The sequence below is a fragment of the Mesorhizobium sp. L2C084A000 genome (genome assembly GCF_000502875.1).
In the GTDB taxonomy this organism is placed as follows: Bacteria; Pseudomonadota; Alphaproteobacteria; order Rhizobiales; family Rhizobiaceae; genus Mesorhizobium.
In genome coordinates this window covers 15,719-32,887 of sequence record NZ_AYWX01000014.1, presented here as the reverse complement: position 1 = coordinate 32,887, position 17,169 = coordinate 15,719, and the positions used below count along the sequence as shown (strand labels likewise).

The 17,169-nt window shown below is 64.4% G+C and carries 18 protein-coding genes and 2 pseudogenes; 10 read left to right on the top strand and 10 right to left on the bottom strand.

Annotated elements, in window-relative coordinates:
• Nucleotides 1-19 precede the first annotated feature (19 nt).
• The 3 genes from X735_RS141150 (at nucleotide 20) to X735_RS141160 (ending at nucleotide 3,504) form a co-directional block, all read left to right on the top strand.
• Nucleotides 20-766, top strand: a complete 747-nt coding sequence (locus tag X735_RS141150) for a helix-turn-helix transcriptional regulator (RefSeq protein WP_023813298.1) — start codon at nucleotides 20-22, stop codon at nucleotides 764-766.
• 163 nt (nucleotides 767-929) lie between these two features.
• Nucleotides 930-1,235 (top strand): hypothetical protein, encoded by a 306-nt coding sequence (locus X735_RS141155; protein WP_023813297.1) that lies wholly within the window; start codon nucleotides 930-932, stop codon nucleotides 1,233-1,235.
• Nucleotides 1,236-1,479: 244 nt separating this feature from the next.
• Nucleotides 1,480-3,504: an acyltransferase family protein gene (locus X735_RS141160; RefSeq protein WP_031213617.1), complete on the top strand. Its 2,025-nt coding sequence runs from the start codon at nucleotides 1,480-1,482 to the stop codon at nucleotides 3,502-3,504.
• Between the two features lie 72 nt (nucleotides 3,505-3,576).
• Here X735_RS141160 and X735_RS141165 read toward each other — a convergent pair whose 3' ends face one another.
• On the bottom strand, nucleotides 3,577-4,512 hold the full coding sequence (locus X735_RS141165; protein ID WP_023813295.1) for an HNH endonuclease: 936 nt from the start codon (nucleotides 4,510-4,512) through the stop codon (nucleotides 3,577-3,579).
• A 99-nt stretch (nucleotides 4,513-4,611) separates the two neighbouring features.
• Nucleotides 4,612-5,205 (bottom strand): DUF6456 domain-containing protein, encoded by a 594-nt coding sequence (locus X735_RS141170; RefSeq protein ID WP_023813294.1) that lies wholly within the window; start codon nucleotides 5,203-5,205, stop codon nucleotides 4,612-4,614.
• Nucleotides 5,206-5,448: 243 nt separating this feature from the next.
• Between X735_RS141170 and X735_RS141175 the strand changes: the two genes are divergently transcribed.
• Both X735_RS141175 and X735_RS141180 read left to right on the top strand, forming a co-directional pair.
• The gene (locus X735_RS141175) at nucleotides 5,449-5,730 is read left to right on the top strand and encodes a DUF982 domain-containing protein (protein ID WP_023813293.1); all 282 of its coding nucleotides are present in this window, start codon (nucleotides 5,449-5,451) and stop codon (nucleotides 5,728-5,730) included.
• Nucleotides 5,731-5,838: 108 nt separating this feature from the next.
• A complete protein-coding gene (locus tag X735_RS141180) occupies nucleotides 5,839-6,147 on the top strand; it encodes a DUF982 domain-containing protein (RefSeq protein WP_023813292.1) in 309 nt (102 codons plus the stop codon).
• Between the two features lie 250 nt (nucleotides 6,148-6,397).
• On the opposite strand, the gene X735_RS141185 is transcribed toward X735_RS141180, so the two are convergent.
• Both X735_RS141185 and X735_RS141190 read right to left on the bottom strand, forming a co-directional pair.
• Nucleotides 6,398-7,048 (bottom strand): GcrA cell cycle regulator, encoded by a 651-nt coding sequence (locus tag X735_RS141185; RefSeq protein ID WP_023813291.1) that lies wholly within the window; start codon nucleotides 7,046-7,048, stop codon nucleotides 6,398-6,400.
• 114 nt (nucleotides 7,049-7,162) lie between these two features.
• The gene (locus tag X735_RS141190) at nucleotides 7,163-7,429 is read right to left on the bottom strand and encodes a hypothetical protein (protein ID WP_245273285.1); all 267 of its coding nucleotides are present in this window, start codon (nucleotides 7,427-7,429) and stop codon (nucleotides 7,163-7,165) included.
• Nucleotides 7,430-7,641: 212 nt separating this feature from the next.
• On the opposite strand from X735_RS141190, the gene X735_RS141195 reads away from it, so the two are divergent.
• Nucleotides 7,642-8,346, top strand: coding sequence for a helix-turn-helix transcriptional regulator (locus X735_RS141195; RefSeq protein WP_023813289.1), 705 nt, complete (start codon nucleotides 7,642-7,644; stop codon nucleotides 8,344-8,346).
• Between the two features lie 241 nt (nucleotides 8,347-8,587).
• On the opposite strand, the gene X735_RS141200 is transcribed toward X735_RS141195, so the two are convergent.
• Nucleotides 8,588-8,890 (bottom strand): hypothetical protein, encoded by a 303-nt coding sequence (locus X735_RS141200; RefSeq protein ID WP_031213614.1) that lies wholly within the window; start codon nucleotides 8,888-8,890, stop codon nucleotides 8,588-8,590.
• A 189-nt stretch (nucleotides 8,891-9,079) separates the two neighbouring features.
• Here X735_RS141200 and X735_RS141205 point away from each other — a divergent pair, with 189 nt between their 5' ends.
• From X735_RS141205 to X735_RS141215, 3 genes are all read left to right on the top strand, one after another.
• A complete protein-coding gene (locus X735_RS141205) occupies nucleotides 9,080-9,448 on the top strand; it encodes a hypothetical protein (RefSeq protein WP_023813287.1) in 369 nt (122 codons plus the stop codon).
• A gap of 89 nt (nucleotides 9,449-9,537) precedes the next feature.
• The gene (locus X735_RS141210; RefSeq protein ID WP_023813286.1) at nucleotides 9,538-10,134 is read left to right on the top strand and encodes a hypothetical protein; all 597 of its coding nucleotides are present in this window, start codon (nucleotides 9,538-9,540) and stop codon (nucleotides 10,132-10,134) included.
• The gene (locus X735_RS141215; RefSeq protein WP_023813285.1) at nucleotides 10,131-10,712 is read left to right on the top strand and encodes a hypothetical protein; all 582 of its coding nucleotides are present in this window, start codon (nucleotides 10,131-10,133) and stop codon (nucleotides 10,710-10,712) included. The genes X735_RS141210 and X735_RS141215 overlap by 4 nt, the downstream gene beginning before the upstream one ends.
• Before the next feature lie 16 nt (nucleotides 10,713-10,728).
• Here the strand turns inward: X735_RS141215 and X735_RS1000000168040 are convergent.
• Nucleotides 10,729-11,210 (bottom strand): annotated as a pseudogene (locus X735_RS1000000168040) (HIT family protein).
• A 121-nt stretch (nucleotides 11,211-11,331) separates the two neighbouring features.
• On the opposite strand from X735_RS1000000168040, the gene X735_RS141225 reads away from it, so the two are divergent.
• Entirely contained in the window at nucleotides 11,332-11,913 is a 582-nt protein-coding gene (locus X735_RS141225; protein ID WP_023813283.1) for a hypothetical protein, read from the top strand.
• Nucleotides 11,914-11,942: 29 nt separating this feature from the next.
• Here the strand turns inward: X735_RS141225 and X735_RS141230 are convergent, their stop codons facing one another.
• From X735_RS141230 to X735_RS141240, 4 genes and pseudogenes are all read right to left on the bottom strand, one after another.
• A complete protein-coding gene (locus X735_RS141230; RefSeq protein ID WP_023813282.1) occupies nucleotides 11,943-13,229 on the bottom strand; it encodes a hypothetical protein in 1,287 nt (428 codons plus the stop codon).
• A 285-nt stretch (nucleotides 13,230-13,514) separates the two neighbouring features.
• Nucleotides 13,515-14,536: pseudogene (locus X735_RS01000000166310) on the bottom strand (ABC transporter permease).
• Nucleotides 14,533-16,098 carry a sugar ABC transporter ATP-binding protein gene (locus X735_RS141235; protein ID WP_023813280.1) on the bottom strand — a complete coding sequence of 522 codons (1,566 nt, stop codon included), beginning with the start codon at nucleotides 16,096-16,098 and terminating at the stop codon, nucleotides 14,533-14,535. Before X735_RS141235 ends, X735_RS01000000166310 begins: the two are co-directional and overlap by 4 nt.
• Before the next feature lie 107 nt (nucleotides 16,099-16,205).
• Nucleotides 16,206-17,153 carry a substrate-binding domain-containing protein gene (locus tag X735_RS141240; protein ID WP_013530574.1) on the bottom strand — a complete coding sequence of 316 codons (948 nt, stop codon included), beginning with the start codon at nucleotides 17,151-17,153 and terminating at the stop codon, nucleotides 16,206-16,208.
• Nucleotides 17,154-17,169: the final 16 nt, after the last annotated feature.

The following is a 17,169-nucleotide window of genomic DNA, read 5'->3' as shown; positions in this document are numbered from 1 at the left end:
CGTCTGTCGGGGAGATGTCGTGCCAATCCGCGAGAATCTCGCCGCCAATCTCAGGCGGCTGGTCCAACGCCACGCTTCCGTCAGCGCGGTGTGCCGTGAGCTTGGCATCAACCGCACCCAGTTCGAGCGCTATCTGCAAGGCAAGGCGGTTCCCAACAAAGCCACCGCCAGGCTGATCTGCGACTATTTCAAGATCGACGAGGATGAGTTGTATCGTGAGCCGGCCGCCGCGGCAGCCAAGGGCGACAGCAATGCAACGTTGCGCGAGGCACTGTACGAGAACATGGTGCGGCCGCCGTCGCCCGCCATCGCCGGAGGCACCTATTTCACCTATTTTTCGATCCCCGGCCGGCCCGATTTTTTGATGCGCTCGGTCACCTTCGTGCGGCGTGAGGCCGATCTCGTCACCTTCAGGCGGGTAACGCGCTGGGCTCCGGGCGATGGCCAGGGTGGTTCGAGAATGCCCGGCAACCATTACGGCGTGGCGATCTCGCGCCTGAACTGGATCTATTTCACAGGCATCAACCGCCGCCAGACAAGCGAGCCCTCGATCATGACCGTACAGTGGGCGCCCATCTCCGAACCAGTTCTGGTCGGCAGGGCGATCGTCCTCACCGGATCGGGGCCGGCCTTTGTGTCGGTCATCATGCGGCAGGACGTCACCAGGATCAGCATGAGGCGAGCGATGCTGATGGCCCATATCGTCAGTCTCGACGACCCCAGCGTCGATCGGCTGGTGGTCAGTCTTGCACGCGAGACCCGCTAAACTCGCTTTCTACGGGAAAAATCGGGGAAAGTTTCAAGTTTTTCGACTATATTTTTCTTCGTTTCGGGATTTTTGCGCAAAAAATGCCGGAACTTTCACCCAAACCTGTCGTTTTCCAACTGATCGTTGCTTCGACGATCCCAAGCAACAGGAGGAGTACACCATGAACATCAAGATGATCTGTTTCGGCGCGATGACGCTCTCGATGGTTGCCGGCTCCGCGCTTGCGGCAGGCGACACCGGCACGTCGGCTCTCGACGATCCGGCCAAGATGCAGCCCTTCTACACCGATAGCGGCATGAAGACGATGGTCAGCAACGACGACTTCGTGAAAGCCTGGAAGGCCCTTACGCCGGACGACCAGACCGCGATGATGAAGGCCTGCGAGGACGAGGCGAAGGACGCCACTGCGGCCAACAGCCATCCGGAATTCTGCAGCAGCGTGAAAGCGAACGGCGGCAGCAAGTAGCAATCCAGCGAACCGATGAGAAACAGCCCCTTCGCGGGGCTGTTTTGCGTCTGCCGCAGGGCGCGCGGCCAAGCCCGCCACGCAACGATCAAGCCCGGCCGGCGCGCCGGCCCATTTCCATTCCTGCTATGTTGCACTGCGACAAAATTGTTTTATGTTGCACTGCGATAAATTTGTTGCATTGCGATATCAGCCTGCCCGGCCGACGTTGCGCAGGGGCTGGGCCTTGCACGAAGGAGCCGTCGTGGCAGCATCGTTCCGGTCGGACATACAAGGATTGCGCGCGCTCGCTGTCGGCGGTGTCGTCGCCTACCATTTCGGCCTCACCGCGCTCCCCGGCGGCTTTGCCGGCGTCGACATCTTCTTCGTCATCTCGGGCTGGCTGATAACAACCCACCTCATGCAGGAGATCGGCGAGACCGGCCGGCTCGACCTTTGGCGCTTCTATGCCAGGCGCGCGCGGCGGCTTCTGCCGGCAGCTTTGTTCGTCATCCTGGTTACGCTGGCCGCCGGCTACTTCATCCTGGCGCCGCAGGAGCAGGCGCTCTATTCGCGCGGCGCCATGTTCGCCTCCGCCTATGCCATCAATCTGTGGCTGCTGCGCTGGTCGTTCGACTATTTCGCCGCCGACGCCACCAGCAATCCCTTCATCCACTTCTGGTCGTTGTCGGTGGAGGAGCAGTTCTATCTGGCCTGGCCGGCGCTGCTTCTGCTGGCTGCCTGGCTGCGGCCGGGCCGGCGAACGGCCGCAGCCGTGATAGGCGTTGCCGGCCTTGCCTCCTTCGCCGCCTGCCAGTGGCTGACCAGCGCGGCGCCGGCCTGGGCCTTCTATTTCTCGCCGCTGCGCGCCTGGGAGTTCGCTGCCGGCGGCCTGGCGACGCTGGTCCCCATGGCTTTGCAGCAGCACCGCATCTGGCTGCGGGCCGCACTTGGCTGGCTCGGACTGGCGCTGATCGCGACGGCCTATCTCCTGTTGAGCGAGGACCTGCCCTTCCCCGGCTGGTACGCGTTGCTGCCGGTGGCGGGCACCGTGCTGGTGCTGCTGAGCGGCGTCGGCGGGTCGCAGACCAATAAACGGACCGGCTGGCAAGCCCTTGGCCCGGCTACCGCTTTGTCCCTGCCGCCCTTGCAATGGATCGGCACGCTCTCCTATTCGCTCTATCTCTGGCATTGGCCGGTCATCGTCTATGCCGGGATGCTGGCGCCGGACCTTTCCGTGCCGCAGCGCCTTGGCTGTGGCGTGCTGGCGCTCGCGCTGTCGGTGCTCACCTATCATTTGATCGAAGACCCGGCGCGGCGCGGCGCCTGGATGGCGGTGGGCGCCCGCGCCTTTCCCAGGGTCATTCCAGACGCAAAACCGCTTCGCGCTTTTCCCGGCCTTGTGCTGGTTCCCGCTCTGATGCTGACCGGCACCGGCGTGGCGGTCGCCTATGCCAACGCGCATCTGGCCACGCGCAATATCGGCCCCGAGCAGCGCGGCATCGAGCAGGCGGTCGAAAGACCTTCCATCGCGCGGGCCGTCGACAAGAACTGCCTGGCCGACTTCCAAACGGTGACGCCGAAACCCTGCATGTTCGGCCCGGCCGATGCCACCCGCACCATCGTGCTGTTCGGCGATTCGCACGCCGACCAGTGGTCGACGCCGCTGATCGAGGCGGCCAAGCGCAACGACACAAAGGTCATCACCTATCTTAAATCATCGTGCCGCGCCTCGCGGCTCTCCACCTTCAACACGGTGCTGAAGCGCGACTACACCGAATGCGACGCCTGGCGCGAGCAGGCCATATCAGAGATCATCCGCCGCAAGCCGCGCCTGGTGGTGATCTCCGAATTTTCCATCGGCAATCTGACCCGCGACCTGCCCGCCGCCGAACGCACCGCCGAAGTAGCGCGCTGGCAGGCCGGCCTGCGCTCGACCTTGCAGGCCTTCAGCCGGGCCGGTGTCGAGACGGCTGTTATCCGCGACACGCCGATTAACGCCAGCTTCGCCGGCTCCTGCGTGGCGCGCACCCTGTGGTGGCGCGAAGCCCCCTCGCCGCACTGCGATACGCCAAGGGCGGACGCCGCCAACGACAGCACCGCCGCCGCCGAGCGCGCCGTGGTGACCAGCGTACCCGACACCCGCTACATCGACCTCACCAACCAATTCTGCGGCCCGACCACCTGCCACGTCGTCATATCAGGCAAGCTGGCGTTTCGTGACAGGCACCATCTGGCGACGGGCTTTGCCGAGACACTGGCGGGGCCATTGGAGAGGGCCTTGTTTTAGAGGTTCCCTTCTCCCCGTCTATACGAGGAGAAGGTGCCGGCAGGCGGATGAGGGGCGGCGCGGCGCGGCAAATCAATGCGCCCCCGCGAACAGCTCGCGATGATGAGCCAGAAACGCCGGATGTGGCATCAACCGCGCATCCTTGGGCCAATGCAAACCCTGGGATTCCGGACGGAAGAGATTTCTCAATTCGCTCGGCACCCGGTTGTGCGCGACCAGCAGTCGATGGTTTTCGTCTATCGAAATCAGATGCCGATCGAACAGCCAATGCACGGTGGCCGATAGCGCGATGCCGTTCCGGACAACATCCGGCCCGCCGACCGCGACAGGTTTGATATGAGCGGCCTGAACCTCGGCCCTGCCGCCACCATTGATAATGCGCAAGCCGGTGACTGCGCATTTATCCTCATAAGCACGGCAGACTTCCAACCGGAAGGTGGCGTCGCGGATTTTGCGGTTCAGCAAGATCTGTTCGACCCGACGATCGACCGTCTCGGCAAAACCGGGCTGTCCGGCAAAACCAGGCTGGATCGGCCATGGAACATCCAGCGGCAGCATGTCGGGGCTGAGCCTTCTGGCGTTGGCAGGGTCAAGTGTCTCATTCAAACCAGCCAGCACGATGTTGTCGAAATCCTCACTCAGGATCGGGCGCATCGACTTGCCCTGCACGGCTTGGCCGACGTGGCTGGGGTCGAGAACCTCGCGCAACAGCGCCTCCGCGTAGCGGCCATCCTTAACGAAAGGCACCGGTGTAGGAAATTCGAGATAGTCCGTCACATGGGCATAGTAACGGTCGGATCGGTCAGGATCCGGCAAGACATCTGTTACACGCGCATAGGCGATATACGCACGACGGCCGCCATTGCGCTGCGGTTCGCGAAACAGCACCCAGTCGCCAATGGCGTTCCGGGCAGCGTCCAGATAATTGCTGCGAGCGGGGAATTGATAGCGGCGGGTGATGTCATCGTCGTAGCCAGAACCCGGCTTCACATCGAAAACGGCTTTCACGATTCTATTCCTGGGAATGCAAACGCCTAGGCTAGCGATGTTTTACGCATCGTGCGAGCCATCCGTTGCACCATCTCACCATCTCACCACCTCACCACCTCACCTCCTCATCATCATCCCGTAATGCACCGCCAGCAGATCCAGCCCCACCTTCAGCAGCTTTGTCACCACATTCCGGCCCTCGCCGGTCTGCTCGGACAGGCGCTTGAGGGAACCGTCAGCGCAGCAGACTTGTCGCACCACGGCGGCCACCTCCCAATGGCCTAGCGCTCTTGTGGCGGCGGCATAGGCCCTGCCGGCGTCGAGAACGCTGTCGGCGATGCCGCCGCCCTCGCGGCCGCCGTCGACGCGCTCGGTCCAGCGCATCGGCTTGACATCAGCCTGCTGGCTGCAGCGGAAATCCTCGCGGTAGCGCAGGCCTGCCTCGCGCTGCTGGCGCGACAGCGAGGTGATGCCGATAAGCGCATCGATGGCGCGCACCCGCACGATGCCGCCGGCGGCGGCGTGGCCGTCATTCGACACCTCGTAGACACGAGCAGCCTCCAGCGTTCCCGCCGCCAGCCGCTTGCGGCCGAAGGCGTCATCCCTGAGCGCGAAATCATGGCCGATCTGGCGGCGTATGCGCACCTGCTCGGCCTCACCCTTCGGCAATTTCGGCGCCTGCGGTTTTGCGGATTTGGTCTTTTTGCTCATGGAAGGCTCCTGGTTGGCTTGGGATGATGGAGGACGGCAAGGCGGCGATCCTTCGCGCTGTTGGGCATCTCCCCACATGGTCGGCAGGGCGGAGAGGGCCGCCGTTCGGTTGGCCTTCGTTGAACCGGAGGTCGTCGCCTCTTCGCCGCTGCGCCACCATCCTTGCCGCCCGGCATCCAGGCTGATGGAACCGGCGCGAGCTTTCGACGTTATGTCGCGTCCACGCCAAGGGGAGGTTCGCCGATGACAGCCTTCATGCCGGTTACCGTGCGCTTTTGCGACAACAAAACCATGCTGGTCAGTTCGGTGGCCGGCGCAGCCGAGGCACTGCGCCACCAATGGCCCGACAAGACAGCACCTGGTTATCTCGAGGCGACGCGGCTGGTTACGCTCGCCGTCGACGGCACCTGCTGCCAGCGCATCGCATTCGACGCCTTCACCAGGGCGGCCAAGCAACAGAACATACTGGTGGCCAGGCCCAAAAGCCGCGCCCATGACTGGCTGGACGCGGTGGCTAGTCCATGAGGATCGCCAGCCAGCCGAAAAATTGATGCAACCGCCCGCCAGCGGGGCGCGTTTAAGGATGCGGTAGACAGAGCCGCGCGCAAAGCGAAGGTGAACGCGGTGGGTACGATGAAAACCGGAGTGCCGCTCAAAGTGCGGGTGGAGGATGAGGTCGAAGAGATCGACAGCGTCAGCGAAGCCGCCGATTTTCTGCAGCGCTGGCCGCTGGAGCGACGCGGCCATGTCTACCGCAGCGCGCTTAACGCCTGCAGCGCGGCGATCGCCGCGCAGATTTCCGAAGCCGACGCCATGAAGGTGTTTACCGGCTTTGCCCGGGTGACCGGCATATTGATCGCCGAAGGCAACCCGGCGATGGCGATGGACGCAAGGAGCATGCAGAGCCGCACGCCCAAGCAGGGCCGGCAAATGCCGAAGTAAGGTTCTGGCGATTTTGCTCCGGGCTTGATTCATCTCAGATCCTCCACCTTTGTGCGGCGAGGCAGCCCCCTCACCCAGCCTCCGCTTCGCTCGGCTGACCATTTTGGGGCGAGCCACGTGTCTCGTCCGTCCTTCGGACCCCCGAGGGGAGAGGAGACTTGCACCGTCGGGTGCCCTCTCTTCTCCCCCACGGGGAGAAGGTGGCCGCGAAGCGGCCGGATGAGGCTGGCGCAGCAATGGGAGAGCGTGCTCATCCCGCCACAAATACGCGGCGCTGGAAGCGCGCCTGATGGTAGGTGCAATAGCTTTTCAGCGGCGTGGTGCGCATGCCGCAGCACAGCATGTCGGCGCCCGGCCGGCTGCCGGGCGCATCGTTTTCAGAATCCTCCTCCACCGTCAGATCCAGCGGCGCGCGGCAGCGTGAAAACAGGCAATCGATGAAGCGCATCGCCACGCCATGCGGCTGCCGGCCGATGGCCGCGCGCGGCGGCGCCGGCACCTCCAGGCGATAGGCTACGCCGTCGGCGATCAGCACGCCCGCCTCGCGCACGAACGAATGGGCGCGCCTGGGCCGGGCCACTTCACGCGCATGGATATCCTTGGCGGCAAGCACGCCATGCATCTTGCCGACGGCAGGCGTCGCATTCGCCGACATGCCATCGGCCCGCTTGCTTCCAGCGCGCTTGCCCCCGGCCTGTCTGGCTCGCGGCGGCGGCCCCTTGCCATTGGCAAAGCCGATCGCGCCCAGCATGGCGTTACGATGCACGATGCCGATGATGGCGTCGCGCGACACCGGACTGCCACGCAGCGCGGTGAACGCGACTGCAATCCTGGAGGCTGAAAGCCCGTCCTTCAGCCAGCGGCCGATCTCGTGCAATTCCGCGTCGCTATAGCTTGCCATATACCAGCTCCATCCAAAGTTCGGCCGCGCGCCGTCGGGCAGCGTCAAGGTTCGACCCGGTGGCCGGGCCGCAGTCAGGTTGTTTTTCAAGAGCCGGCTGTCAGCCGGCCAGCCTCAGCCGGATTGGGCCGATTTCCCGCCGGCAAGGTGCAAAAGCCGCGCCTCGGCCGTGTTTCTGTCCAGGGCGGAAACCGCCCTGCCCGTTAGCCTGTCCAACAGGATGACGGTGCCGTCCTCGGTGCGGATGCAGGATCGGCCAGCCGAAAAAACAGCGCCGGCGCCATGCCGGCCGAATTGGGGACCGGAGCCGCTGGGAGCGGCGGCTCCGGCCGTTCCGGTCGCCGGAAACAGGCGGACCGGACCCGAGGCTGGTGCAGTCAAGCACTGAGCCTCGGGCTTCACCCCGGCCGGGGAGGAGGACGGCCGGGGCGGAAGGGAATGGGCGGCGGTTATGACCGCCGGATGCGCCTCGCGTGAGGCCGGCGACTCGGCGCCATCAAAGCTGGACAGGTTTTGCATGACCGGATATAAGCATAACTCGAAAATATATGCAAGCCATTCTTTCATAGACGAGAGCCGCTTTCATCGCTCACATGGGCGCCATGGCAAAAACGGAACTGTCGATCAAGGTCGGGGCGGCGATCCGCAAGGCGCGCAAGCAGCGCGGCCTGGTCATGCGCCACATTGCGGAGCACAACGACACCGATGTCGCCGCCGTCGGCAACTGGGAAACCGGCCGCAATCTGCCCAAGACCGAGAACCTCCTGAAGACCGCCGCCTTCCTGCGCGTCGACCCGGTGGCGCTGGGCCAAGGGCAGGTCGTGTTTCTCGACGATGCCGGACCGGTCGCCGACGCGGAGATCGTCACCGATGCCGGTCCGCTGCCCGCCGGTTCGATGGATATCGAGGTGCTAGGCGCGGCCGTCGGCGGCGACGATGGCGATTTCACCTTCAACGGCGAGCCGGCAGGCTACGTCCAGCGCCCGCCGGGCGTGCGCAACCTGCCGAAGGTGTTCGCCCTGCACGTGCTCTCGGATTCCATGGTGCCGCGTTACGAGCCCGGCGACCTGATCTATTGCGGCGGCCGCGACGCGGTGCCCGGCGACCACGTGGTGATCGAGACCTTCCCCGAAGAAAACGAGCGCAACGGCAAGGCCTTCATCAAGAAGCTGGTCAAACGCACGGCGGGCGAGTTGGTGGTCGAGCAATACAATCCGCCGAAGACGCTGACCTTCAACCGCTACGCCATCAAACATGTCTGGCGCGTGATTTCGCTGAAGGAATTGCTGGGGTATTGAGGAGCGCTTCTTGCCTTCTCCCCTTGCGGGGGTGAAAGGCGGTCCGCACAGCGGACGAAAAGCCAATTGCTTGGCTTTTCGAGCCTTGAACGCCCTGAGCTTGCGAAGGGCCGGGTAGCGCAGGATCCACCTGCCGGGTCCCCGCTGCTTCGCAGCGCCCCGGCGTTCGCTGGCCTTTGATCGTGCCACTGGCACGATCAATTCGCTTACGCGAACCGGCCGTTCACCCTTTCGACAAGACTCAAGCCCGCCGCGCTCCCTCCAGCGGCACCTCGCGATCGCTCAGCATCTGCGCTTCGCTACGCACGCGCTGGCGCTCGTCGATGAAGGCCGCCTGGATCGTAACGGTCGCCCCCGGCAGTCCGTCGGCACGGCAGGCCGAGCAGACGATGCGGCCCGACAGAGCGGCAAGCGGCGTGTTCCTCGTCACGCCGAACCGCTTCAACTGATCGGGCCGCCACCAACGGTTGCGGCCGCAATCCGCGCACTCGACCGAGATCGAGGCGACATGCGCCATTGTTGGTTCCCTGCCCGGCAATGCCATCGCCCCTGCCTCGTCTTTGTTCCTGATTTGTTCGCATATTCCTGTGTTTTGCGCCCGGAGTCGAGTCGCAGTTTTCAAACTTTCCCAGAAGTTTTTCTTCTAAGATAATTTGAGTTATGCTTTCACGCTGGATATGCAAATGTGAGTCGGAGCACGAACCCGCCCATTGCATCAAACCCGGGAGCGATAATGGACGCCCTTGCCGCCGATTTTGCCCGTTCCTGCGGTTACGCCGGCGACAGCCTGGCCCTGCTTGAAGCCTTCGAAGCCATCCGCCGCAACGGCATCGCCCACGCCCGTCAGGATCACGTCAGGCGCAAGGCGGTGATCGACGCGTTGAAACCGTCGGAGGCGCTGTTCCTGGCCGCGATTGGCCCGGCCCTCTCGGCGGAGGAGGCCATCGAGGACGCCGTCCGCTTCATAGCCTGCTGGCGCAACATACCGCGCTGGCGCCAGGAGCGGCGCCTGCCCGACCTGATCAGGGCCAAGCAACAGCGGCTGGTGGCGCGGTATTTTCGTCGCCATGGCCATCTTCTATGGGCGCGCGAAGCAGCGTGAGGCTGGACCAGCCATTTGCGGGTTCCATCAGCAATTTTTTCTTTCTAGACTGCGCAGGGGTGGCTGATCGTCGACGTGCATAGTTTGGAATGTTCAAGACTGCCCGCTTAAAATTTCAAACCTGGATAACGGCCGGCGCGGGAACCATCGCCGCCCTGTTCGTCGCCGGCCTGATGGGCGCGTTCGGCGCCCTGCCCCCCCACGCCCCGCCGCAATTGCCGCCCGATGCCGGCATCGATGCCGGGCTTTGGCATCTCAAGCCGGTGCGTGCATATGTCAGCCGCGCCAAGGTCTATGGCGTGCCGCTGAAACCAGGCCAGAAGGCGCTGGTGCTGGAGGTCGACCTGACCAATCGCACGGCGCAATCCGACAAGGCCTATTTCAATGTCTTCACGCCGGACGGACTCGCTCTGCTCGACGGCCTGCCGATGATCGCGCTGACCCGTGATTCGACTCTGACGCCGGAACTGCATCCCGGCATGACCGAACGCATGGCCTATGTCTGGCCGCTTGCCGGCGACGCCATCGTGCCGGCAAATCTCAGCTTCGGCATCATCGCCGAGCTCTTCAAGCCGCGCGACAACCTTTACGGGACGCCCGGCTGGTTCAATCCCACTCGGCTCGGCACCGTCACCTTGCCCGTCGTCGACCTGCCCGTGGCAGACTCACGGAAAGGCGGCTCATGAATATCCGGGCCATCGGCAATCTCCTGATCCTCGCCACCACCGTGGCGCTGAGCTACGGCATGCAGGTGTCGAAGCCGCATTATGCCGAGCTCACCGCACCGATCCCGGTCGACGGCGCCGTCCACGACACGGTGCGGGCGCGCAGCTTCGCTGTCCGCCTCGACAGAGTGGTCTTTGCCCGCACGCTGAAGAGCGACCAGTTCGGCCAGGAGAAGCTTTTGACGACCAGCGGCCTGTGGGCGGTGGTGACGACCAGTCTCACCGCCACCAGCACCTCCACCACGGTCGCCGACGGCACCTGGCAAGGCCCGACCGGCCTGCGCTACCACCAGAGCGAACGGCTGGGCTACCGCCAGGACATGCCGCCGCATTCCATTGATCCGGGGTTGGAAAGACGCGGCCTGTTCATCTTCGAGATGCCGCCCGACCAGATCCCCGGCGCCAGCCTGCTGGTCGCCGCGCGCCGGTTCGGCCCGCTCGACGCCCAGGCCCGCATCAGCCTCGACGCGGTGCCGACCGGCGCCGATGGCCAGCCAGCGGATGTCTTGCCGCAATACGATCTTGATGCGCGACTGTAGGAAGGGGCGCGCAAGCCTAACTGCCCATGACCTGGCGCAGCAATGCAATCACTTCCGCAACAGAAGGACCTTCGACAGGGGGTGGATCGGCCCGCTCACAAAATTCCCTCCAAATAAACAGCGTGAGTTCCGCGCCATCGGTGCCCGGTTCGCTTGACGCATCAGTGAACTGTTCAAGGATCGATATCGATGGTCGGACCAGAAGAGCCGTTCGACCCAGTCATAGACAGGTATCAGGTGAAAATGGAACGAATGACCCGGAGAATGGCCGTAGCGACTGATGTAGAGCCGGTTAGGCCGCAGCCGCGACGTCAATGCCTTCTGAGCTTCCGCAAGCAATGGGCCCAATTCGGCCAGAGCCGCTTGCGGCAGTTCCAAGAGGTTGTTGGTCGGCAGCTTGGAACCAAGCACCAGGTACCCGGGCAGAGCAGAGTCAGTCCGGTGGCTCAGGAGCCAGAAATCCGTCGCGGAAATCTGAAACGGTTCGGGACTCTGCAAATTTTGTTCTCCGATGCAGGGAGCTCAATCGTTTCAGAGTAACCCAGCTTGAACCCAAAGCAATTCCGCAGCGCAGTTTGCGCTCGAAACTCTCAACACTGAGCAAGACCAAGGCAAAGGCATGACCGCAGTTTCGACCGATCTCGAACCAGCCGCCGACGAAGGCCGAGAGACCGAGAAAAAATGGCGCCGGCGCGGTCTTGCCGCGCTCGCTATCCTGCTGCCGCTGACGCTGGCCGAGACCAGCTATGACAGCGTCCGTGAATGGCTGCACGGCGACGACCTCATCGCCAGGGATGTCGAGTTCGGCCAGTCCGTGCCATTCGGCGGCAGCGAGTGGCGGCTGGCCGATCTGCGCGGCGGCAAGGCCGGCCGCTTGCCCGACCACGCCTTCGCCGTCATCGCCACCTTTGCGGTAACGGTTGGCGACCCCGATCTGCAAAAACAGTGGCTGGGCTGCAAGGTGATACTGACCGACGCCGCCGGGCGCCGCTGGCTGTCCGACTTCATCTCCGGCGTCGGCCTGCCGGACGGCGTGATGAACTGCACCTCGGCGATCTTCTCCGGCGCCAAGAAGGGCGAAATCATCACCGTGGGCGAAACCTTCATCGTGCCCGAGGACGCCATCAAGACCATCCGCCCGGCTGTCGGATTGGGCAGCGAGCGGCCGTGGTTCCTGCGCTTTCAGAGGCCGCCGAAGTGAGCGTCCTTCTCCCCGTAAACGGAGAGAATTCACTTCCCCGCCCGCTTCGCCATCGAAAACGCTGTCTCCAGCACGGCGGCGAGAAAGCATATGCGCAGCGGCTCGATCAGGATGCCGGTGGAGGAATCCTGGAACGGGCTGCCGAACAGCAGCGTCACGCCATGCGAAAAAATCTGCCAGACGTCGAGCTCGTGCGGACCGATCAGCCGCGTCGTGCCCAGCCATAGCCAGGCAGCGCCCCAGTCGAGCAAGCGGTAGCCGACGACCAGCGTGCACAAAAGCACCAGACTGGAGCTGACTGTCAGCCGAACCCCGTTGGCGATCGGCAGATAGCGCGAGCGGTAACCGGCGATGAAATGCTCGACGAAATCACGCAGGAATTTCGGCAGGCCGACATAGCGCCGGCCGGCGCGCTCCAGCCGGCCGTGCACGCGCATCAGGGCGGCATCGTCGCGCACGTCATAGCCATAGATCAGCGCCGCCATCACCAGCCAGATCAGCGGCAGCAACATGAAGAAGAACAGGTTGACGGCAACCGTCGATGGCGCGATCGACTCGACCGGCACCATGGGGGCGGCCGAGGCCATCGGCACCGGGTTCGCCAGCCCGTCCACTGAGGCCTGCAGGGCCGACCAGAAATTGCGGCTCATCAGCCATTGCAGCGCCGAGTCCTTCCAGCGGCTGATCACATAGAGGCCAACGAAGATCCAGTTGGTCTCGCAGATCACCACGACGATCTGCCAGAACGAGGCGGCTTTCGTTTTCGTCTGCATGAATTTGGCCAGCCGGTGGATCAGCCAGGACACCGCCACCGAGACCAGCAGCCAGCGCGAATCGAGCACGTCGAGCACATTGGCGCTCTGGCCGAAATCGGCCTGGTCGAGCGTGGCGCGCGAATATTGGCGAACGATGTCGCCCAGAAATCCCCAGGCCGCGTAATAGGCGAAGAACGGCAGCAGCGCGATGGTGATCATCCGCACCAGCCGCGAGCCGCGCCGGTCCACAGCACCCGGCTCCTTGACGGCTTGCGCCTCGGTGGTTGCGGCCTTGTCCGCGCTGCGCTGCGCGGCCAGCACATGCGGCAGGCCGGGGCGCAACACATGGAACATCGCCACCGTCACCACCAGCTGCGCCAGCGCCACCAGCGTCAGCATCGCCAGCCCGGCGAAGTGATTGGCCAGCGCCACCTTCGCCGCGAGCTGCATGAGGAGATCGCCGACCAGCACGCCGGCCAGCACGAGTGCCACGAGTTGCGGCCAGAACCGCCGCAGCAGCGAAAAACTCAAGGTGATCGGTCTGATGATATCGGCAAACATGAGGTTCTCTCACGATGCCACCCGCCCCAGGTCTTTCTAGCAAAGCATGCTTGTTTTGCAAGAATGGGGGTCCCTAGCAAGCGCAGGTGCGAGGCACCCCCCTCTGTCCTACCGGACATCTCCCCCGCAAGGGGGGAGATTGGACGTCATGACTGCTTTCGCCAATTTTCAACGTTGAAGAGAAAGCGGCGAGGACGAAGCTGCCAATCTCCCCCCTTGCGGGGGAGATGTCCGGCAGGACAGAGGGGGGTGCCTGGGCGCCAACCGCTCCTCCCCCTTTGCTCCTCACCTTCTCACCCGCGATTTCAGCCACCGGTCGAACGCCACCGCCAGGATCAGGATGAGCCCGATGACGATGCTTTGCGTGTAGGACGAGACGTTGTTGAACTGCAGCCCGTTTTGCAGCACGCCGATGAGCGCGGCGCCCACCACCGTGCCGCCGACAGAGCCGATGCCGCCGAACAGCGAGGTGCCGCCGATGACGACGGCCGAGATGACCGTCAGCTCGTAGCCAATACCGGCGACTGCTTCGGAGGAGTTCAGCCGCGCCGACAGCACGAAGGCGGCAAGCCCGGCAAAAAAGCCGACGATGACATAGACCGAGATCAGGATGCGGTCGACGCGCAGGCCCGACAGCCTTGCCGCCTCGGCATTGCCGCCGACGNGACGGCATAGACGGCTCGGCCGTAGCGCGTGTAGCGCAGCACGATGTGGCACAGGATGGCGGCCGCGGCGAAGATCAGCGCCGGCACCGGCACGGGGCCGATCAGCCCGGTTCCGAACCAGCGCATCGAGGCGTCGAAGCCCGAGATCGGGCCGCCGTTTGAGATGGTCAGCGTCAGCCCGCGAAACACCGTCAGCCCGCCCAGCGTGACGACGAAGGGCGGCACTTTTAGCCGGGTGATGACAAGCCCTTGCACCCCGCCGGCAGCAGCGCCCACAACGACGGCGGCCAAGAGTGCTGCGAACCAGCCGAACCCTTGCGTGCCGCTCGTCGACAGCGACAGCGTGTTGGCGGAGCCGCCCTTGGCGACCACGGCGGCGACCATACCGCAGAAGGCGAGCAGCGAACCGACCGACAGGTCGATGCCGGCGGTGAGGATGACGAAGGTCATGCCGAGCGCAATCAGCCCGGTGATCGAGATCTGCCTTGTGATGTTGAACAAATTGATCGGGTCCATGAAGCTCGGCTTCAGCACCGTGAAGACGATGATCAGCGCCACCAAGAACAGCAGCGGCCCGAAGCTCATCAAAAGCCGCGCGAAGTTGACACCGCCGCGCTGATCCTGTTCCCCCGCCACGCTCATAGTATCTCCTTGCGGTCGAGTGCCATCAGTTCCATCAGTCTTTCCTCGTTTGCCTCGACGCCCGGCATCTGGCCGGTGATGCGTCCCCGGCGCATGGTGACGATGCGGTCCGACACCGCAAGCACCTCGGGCAGCTCGGACGAAATCATCATCACCGCAATGCCGCGCGCCGCAAGCTGCACCAGGATCTGGTGCACCTCTGTCTTGGCGCCGACATCGACGCCGCGAGTCGGCTCGTCGACGATCAGCACTTTCGGATCGCGCGCCAGCCAGCGCGCCAGGATCACCTTCTGCTGGTTGCCGCCCGACAGGCCTTCGATCGCCTGCTCGGCCGAAGCCATGCGGATCGACAGCATCTTGCGAAACCCGGACAGCGCATCGCGCTCGCGCCGCTCGGCCATGAAGCCGAAACCGTTGCTGAAGCTGCCCAGCGAAGCGATGGAGAAATTCGGCAGGATGCCCAGCGCGGCAAAGATCGCCTGGTGCTTGCGGTCCTCCGGTAGCAGGCCGATGCCGAGCGCAATGGCGTCCGCGGGTGATGCCGGGGCGATCGGCTTCCCGTCGAGCGTGATGGTGCCGGCCGCGATGCGGTCGGCGCCGAAGATGGCGCGCGCCAGTTCCGTGCGGCCGGACCCCACAAGCCCGGCGACGCCGAGGATTTCACCGGCCTTGAGGTCGATGTCGACGCCGTCGAGCACGATGGCGTGGGGCGCCTCGGGGTCGCGAACGGTGCGCAGGCCGCGCACCGACAGCACGATATCGCCGGCCACCGCGCGCTGCGCCGGCCGGGCGTAGAGCTCGGACGCCGCGCGGCCGACCATCTTCTCGATGATTTTGGGCAGCGCGATCGGTCCGCCCTCGCGGTTAAGATGCCCGGCCAGCCGCCCGTCGCGCAGCACCGTCATGCGATCGCATATGGCGGACGCTTCCTCCAGCCGGTGGGTGACGAACATGATGGCGACCTTGTCCTTGCGCAGCCGACCCATGATCGACAGCAGCCGCTGCACCTCGGTCTCGGTCAGCGCCGAGGTCGGCTCGTCCATGATGATCAGCCGGCTTTTCAGCGACAGGGCGCGGGCGATCTCGACCAGCTGCTGTTCGGCCACCGACAGCGCCGACACCGGCGTCATCGGATCGATGGAGAGGCCGACGCGGGCGATGATCGAGCGCGACTCTTGCTCCATGCGCCTCCAACTCACCAGCCCGAGCGGACCGAGCGGCGCGCGGCCGATAAAGATATTCTCCGCCACAGTCAGCGTCGGGATCAGGCTCAGTTCCTGGTAGATGGTGACGATGCCGAGCCGCTTGGCATCCTGCGGGCTGGATGGATGATAATCGGCACCGTCGAAAGTGATGCGGCCGCCCGACGGCGGCATGACGCCCGAGAGGATTTTCAAGAGCGTCGACTTGCCGGCGCCGTTTTCGCCCAGCAGGCCGAGGATTTCGCCGGGGCGGATGTCGAGCGAGACATCGCTCAGCGCGGTGACGCCGGCGAAATGCTTGGTGATGCCCTCGACGGCAAGCAGGATGGGCTCGGGCGATGCGGCTTCAGCTGGCGACAATGGTTGCTCCCGGATTGCAGTTCATCACGGCTCCATCAGCGCTTGAACACCCCCCTCTGTCCGGCAGGACAGAGGGGGCGCTGTCCCGCCAGCCTTGCCAAATCGCCCTACTTCGTCTCGCCAATCCTCTCCGCCTTGTCGAGATTGTCCTTGCCGATGACGATCGGCGTCAAAAGCACCAGCTTCTCCTTCGGCTCGGTCTTGTCCTTGGCAAAGGCCACCGCGATGCGCACCGCGGTGCGCGACTGCTCGCCGGGAAACTGCTCGACGGTGCCCGCAAGCTTGCCGTCGCGCACCGCGACCAGCGCTTCCGGCAGTGCATCGAAGCCGTAGATCTTGACGTCGGTGAAGTTGCGAGCGGCGCAGGCCTCCATGGCGCCCAGCGCCATGTCGTCATTGGCGCAGACGATGGCGTCGGGCTTGCCATTGGCGGCAAGGCCGGCCTCGGTCACCGACAGCGCCTCGGCGCGGGCGAAGTTGGCGGTCTGCTCGAAGACGATCTGATACTTGTCCTTCAAGGGATCGAGCACATTGTGCACGCCCTTGTTGCGGTCGATCGCCGGGCCGGCACCGGGCTGGCCCTGCAGATGGAACAGCTTGGCGCCGTTCGGGAACGCCGCCACCACGGCGTTGGCTTCCGCCTCGCCGCCCTTCACATTGTCGGCGCCGACATGCGCGAGGATGCCCTCGACGCCGTCGACGCGGCGGTCGATCGTCACTACGGGAACGCCGGCCTTGACCGCTTCCTCGATGGCCGGCGCCAGCGCATTGACGTCGAGCGGCGAGATGACGATGGCGTTGACCTTCTGCACCAGGGCGGCCTCGATGTCGGCGGTCTGCTTGGTGGCCGAGTTCTGGCCGTCGCTTTCGGTCAGATTGACGCCTTGCGTGGCGGCTTCCGCCTTGATCTCGTTCAGCATGTGCACGAAGAACGGAAAGCCGAGACTGGGCACCGAGCCAAGGATGGTGAGCTTGTCCTGCGCAAACACCGAGGGCGCGGCAACCATCATGGCGCCGAAAGCCGCGGACGACAGCAGGAATTCACGTCTGTTCATGGGATCCTCCTCCACA

Excerpts from the sequence above, each read along its gene's own strand:
- X735_RS141155 (WP_023813297.1), top strand. The coding sequence starts at position 930 with ATGAACATCAAGATGATCTGTTTCGGCGCGATGACGCTCTCGATGGTT.
- X735_RS141170 (WP_023813294.1), bottom strand. The coding sequence starts at position 5,205 with ATGAGCAAAAAGACCAAATCCGCAAAACCGCAGGCGCCGAAATTGCCG.
- X735_RS141175 (WP_023813293.1), top strand. The coding sequence starts at position 5,449 with ATGACAGCCTTCATGCCGGTTACCGTGCGCTTTTGCGACAACAAAACC.
- X735_RS141180 (WP_023813292.1), top strand. The coding sequence starts at position 5,839 with ATGAAAACCGGAGTGCCGCTCAAAGTGCGGGTGGAGGATGAGGTCGAA.
- X735_RS141185 (WP_023813291.1), bottom strand. The coding sequence starts at position 7,048 with ATGGCAAGCTATAGCGACGCGGAATTGCACGAGATCGGCCGCTGGCTG.
- X735_RS141195 (WP_023813289.1), top strand. The coding sequence starts at position 7,642 with ATGGGCGCCATGGCAAAAACGGAACTGTCGATCAAGGTCGGGGCGGCG.
- X735_RS141200 (WP_031213614.1), bottom strand. The coding sequence starts at position 8,890 with ATGGCATTGCCGGGCAGGGAACCAACAATGGCGCATGTCGCCTCGATC.
- X735_RS141205 (WP_023813287.1), top strand. The coding sequence starts at position 9,080 with ATGGACGCCCTTGCCGCCGATTTTGCCCGTTCCTGCGGTTACGCCGGC.
- X735_RS141210 (WP_023813286.1), top strand. The coding sequence starts at position 9,538 with ATGTTCAAGACTGCCCGCTTAAAATTTCAAACCTGGATAACGGCCGGC.
- X735_RS141215 (WP_023813285.1), top strand. The coding sequence starts at position 10,131 with ATGAATATCCGGGCCATCGGCAATCTCCTGATCCTCGCCACCACCGTG.
- X735_RS141225 (WP_023813283.1), top strand. The coding sequence starts at position 11,332 with ATGACCGCAGTTTCGACCGATCTCGAACCAGCCGCCGACGAAGGCCGA.
- X735_RS141230 (WP_023813282.1), bottom strand. The coding sequence starts at position 13,229 with ATGTTTGCCGATATCATCAGACCGATCACCTTGAGTTTTTCGCTGCTG.
- X735_RS141240 (WP_013530574.1), bottom strand. The coding sequence starts at position 17,153 with ATGAACAGACGTGAATTCCTGCTGTCGTCCGCGGCTTTCGGCGCCATG.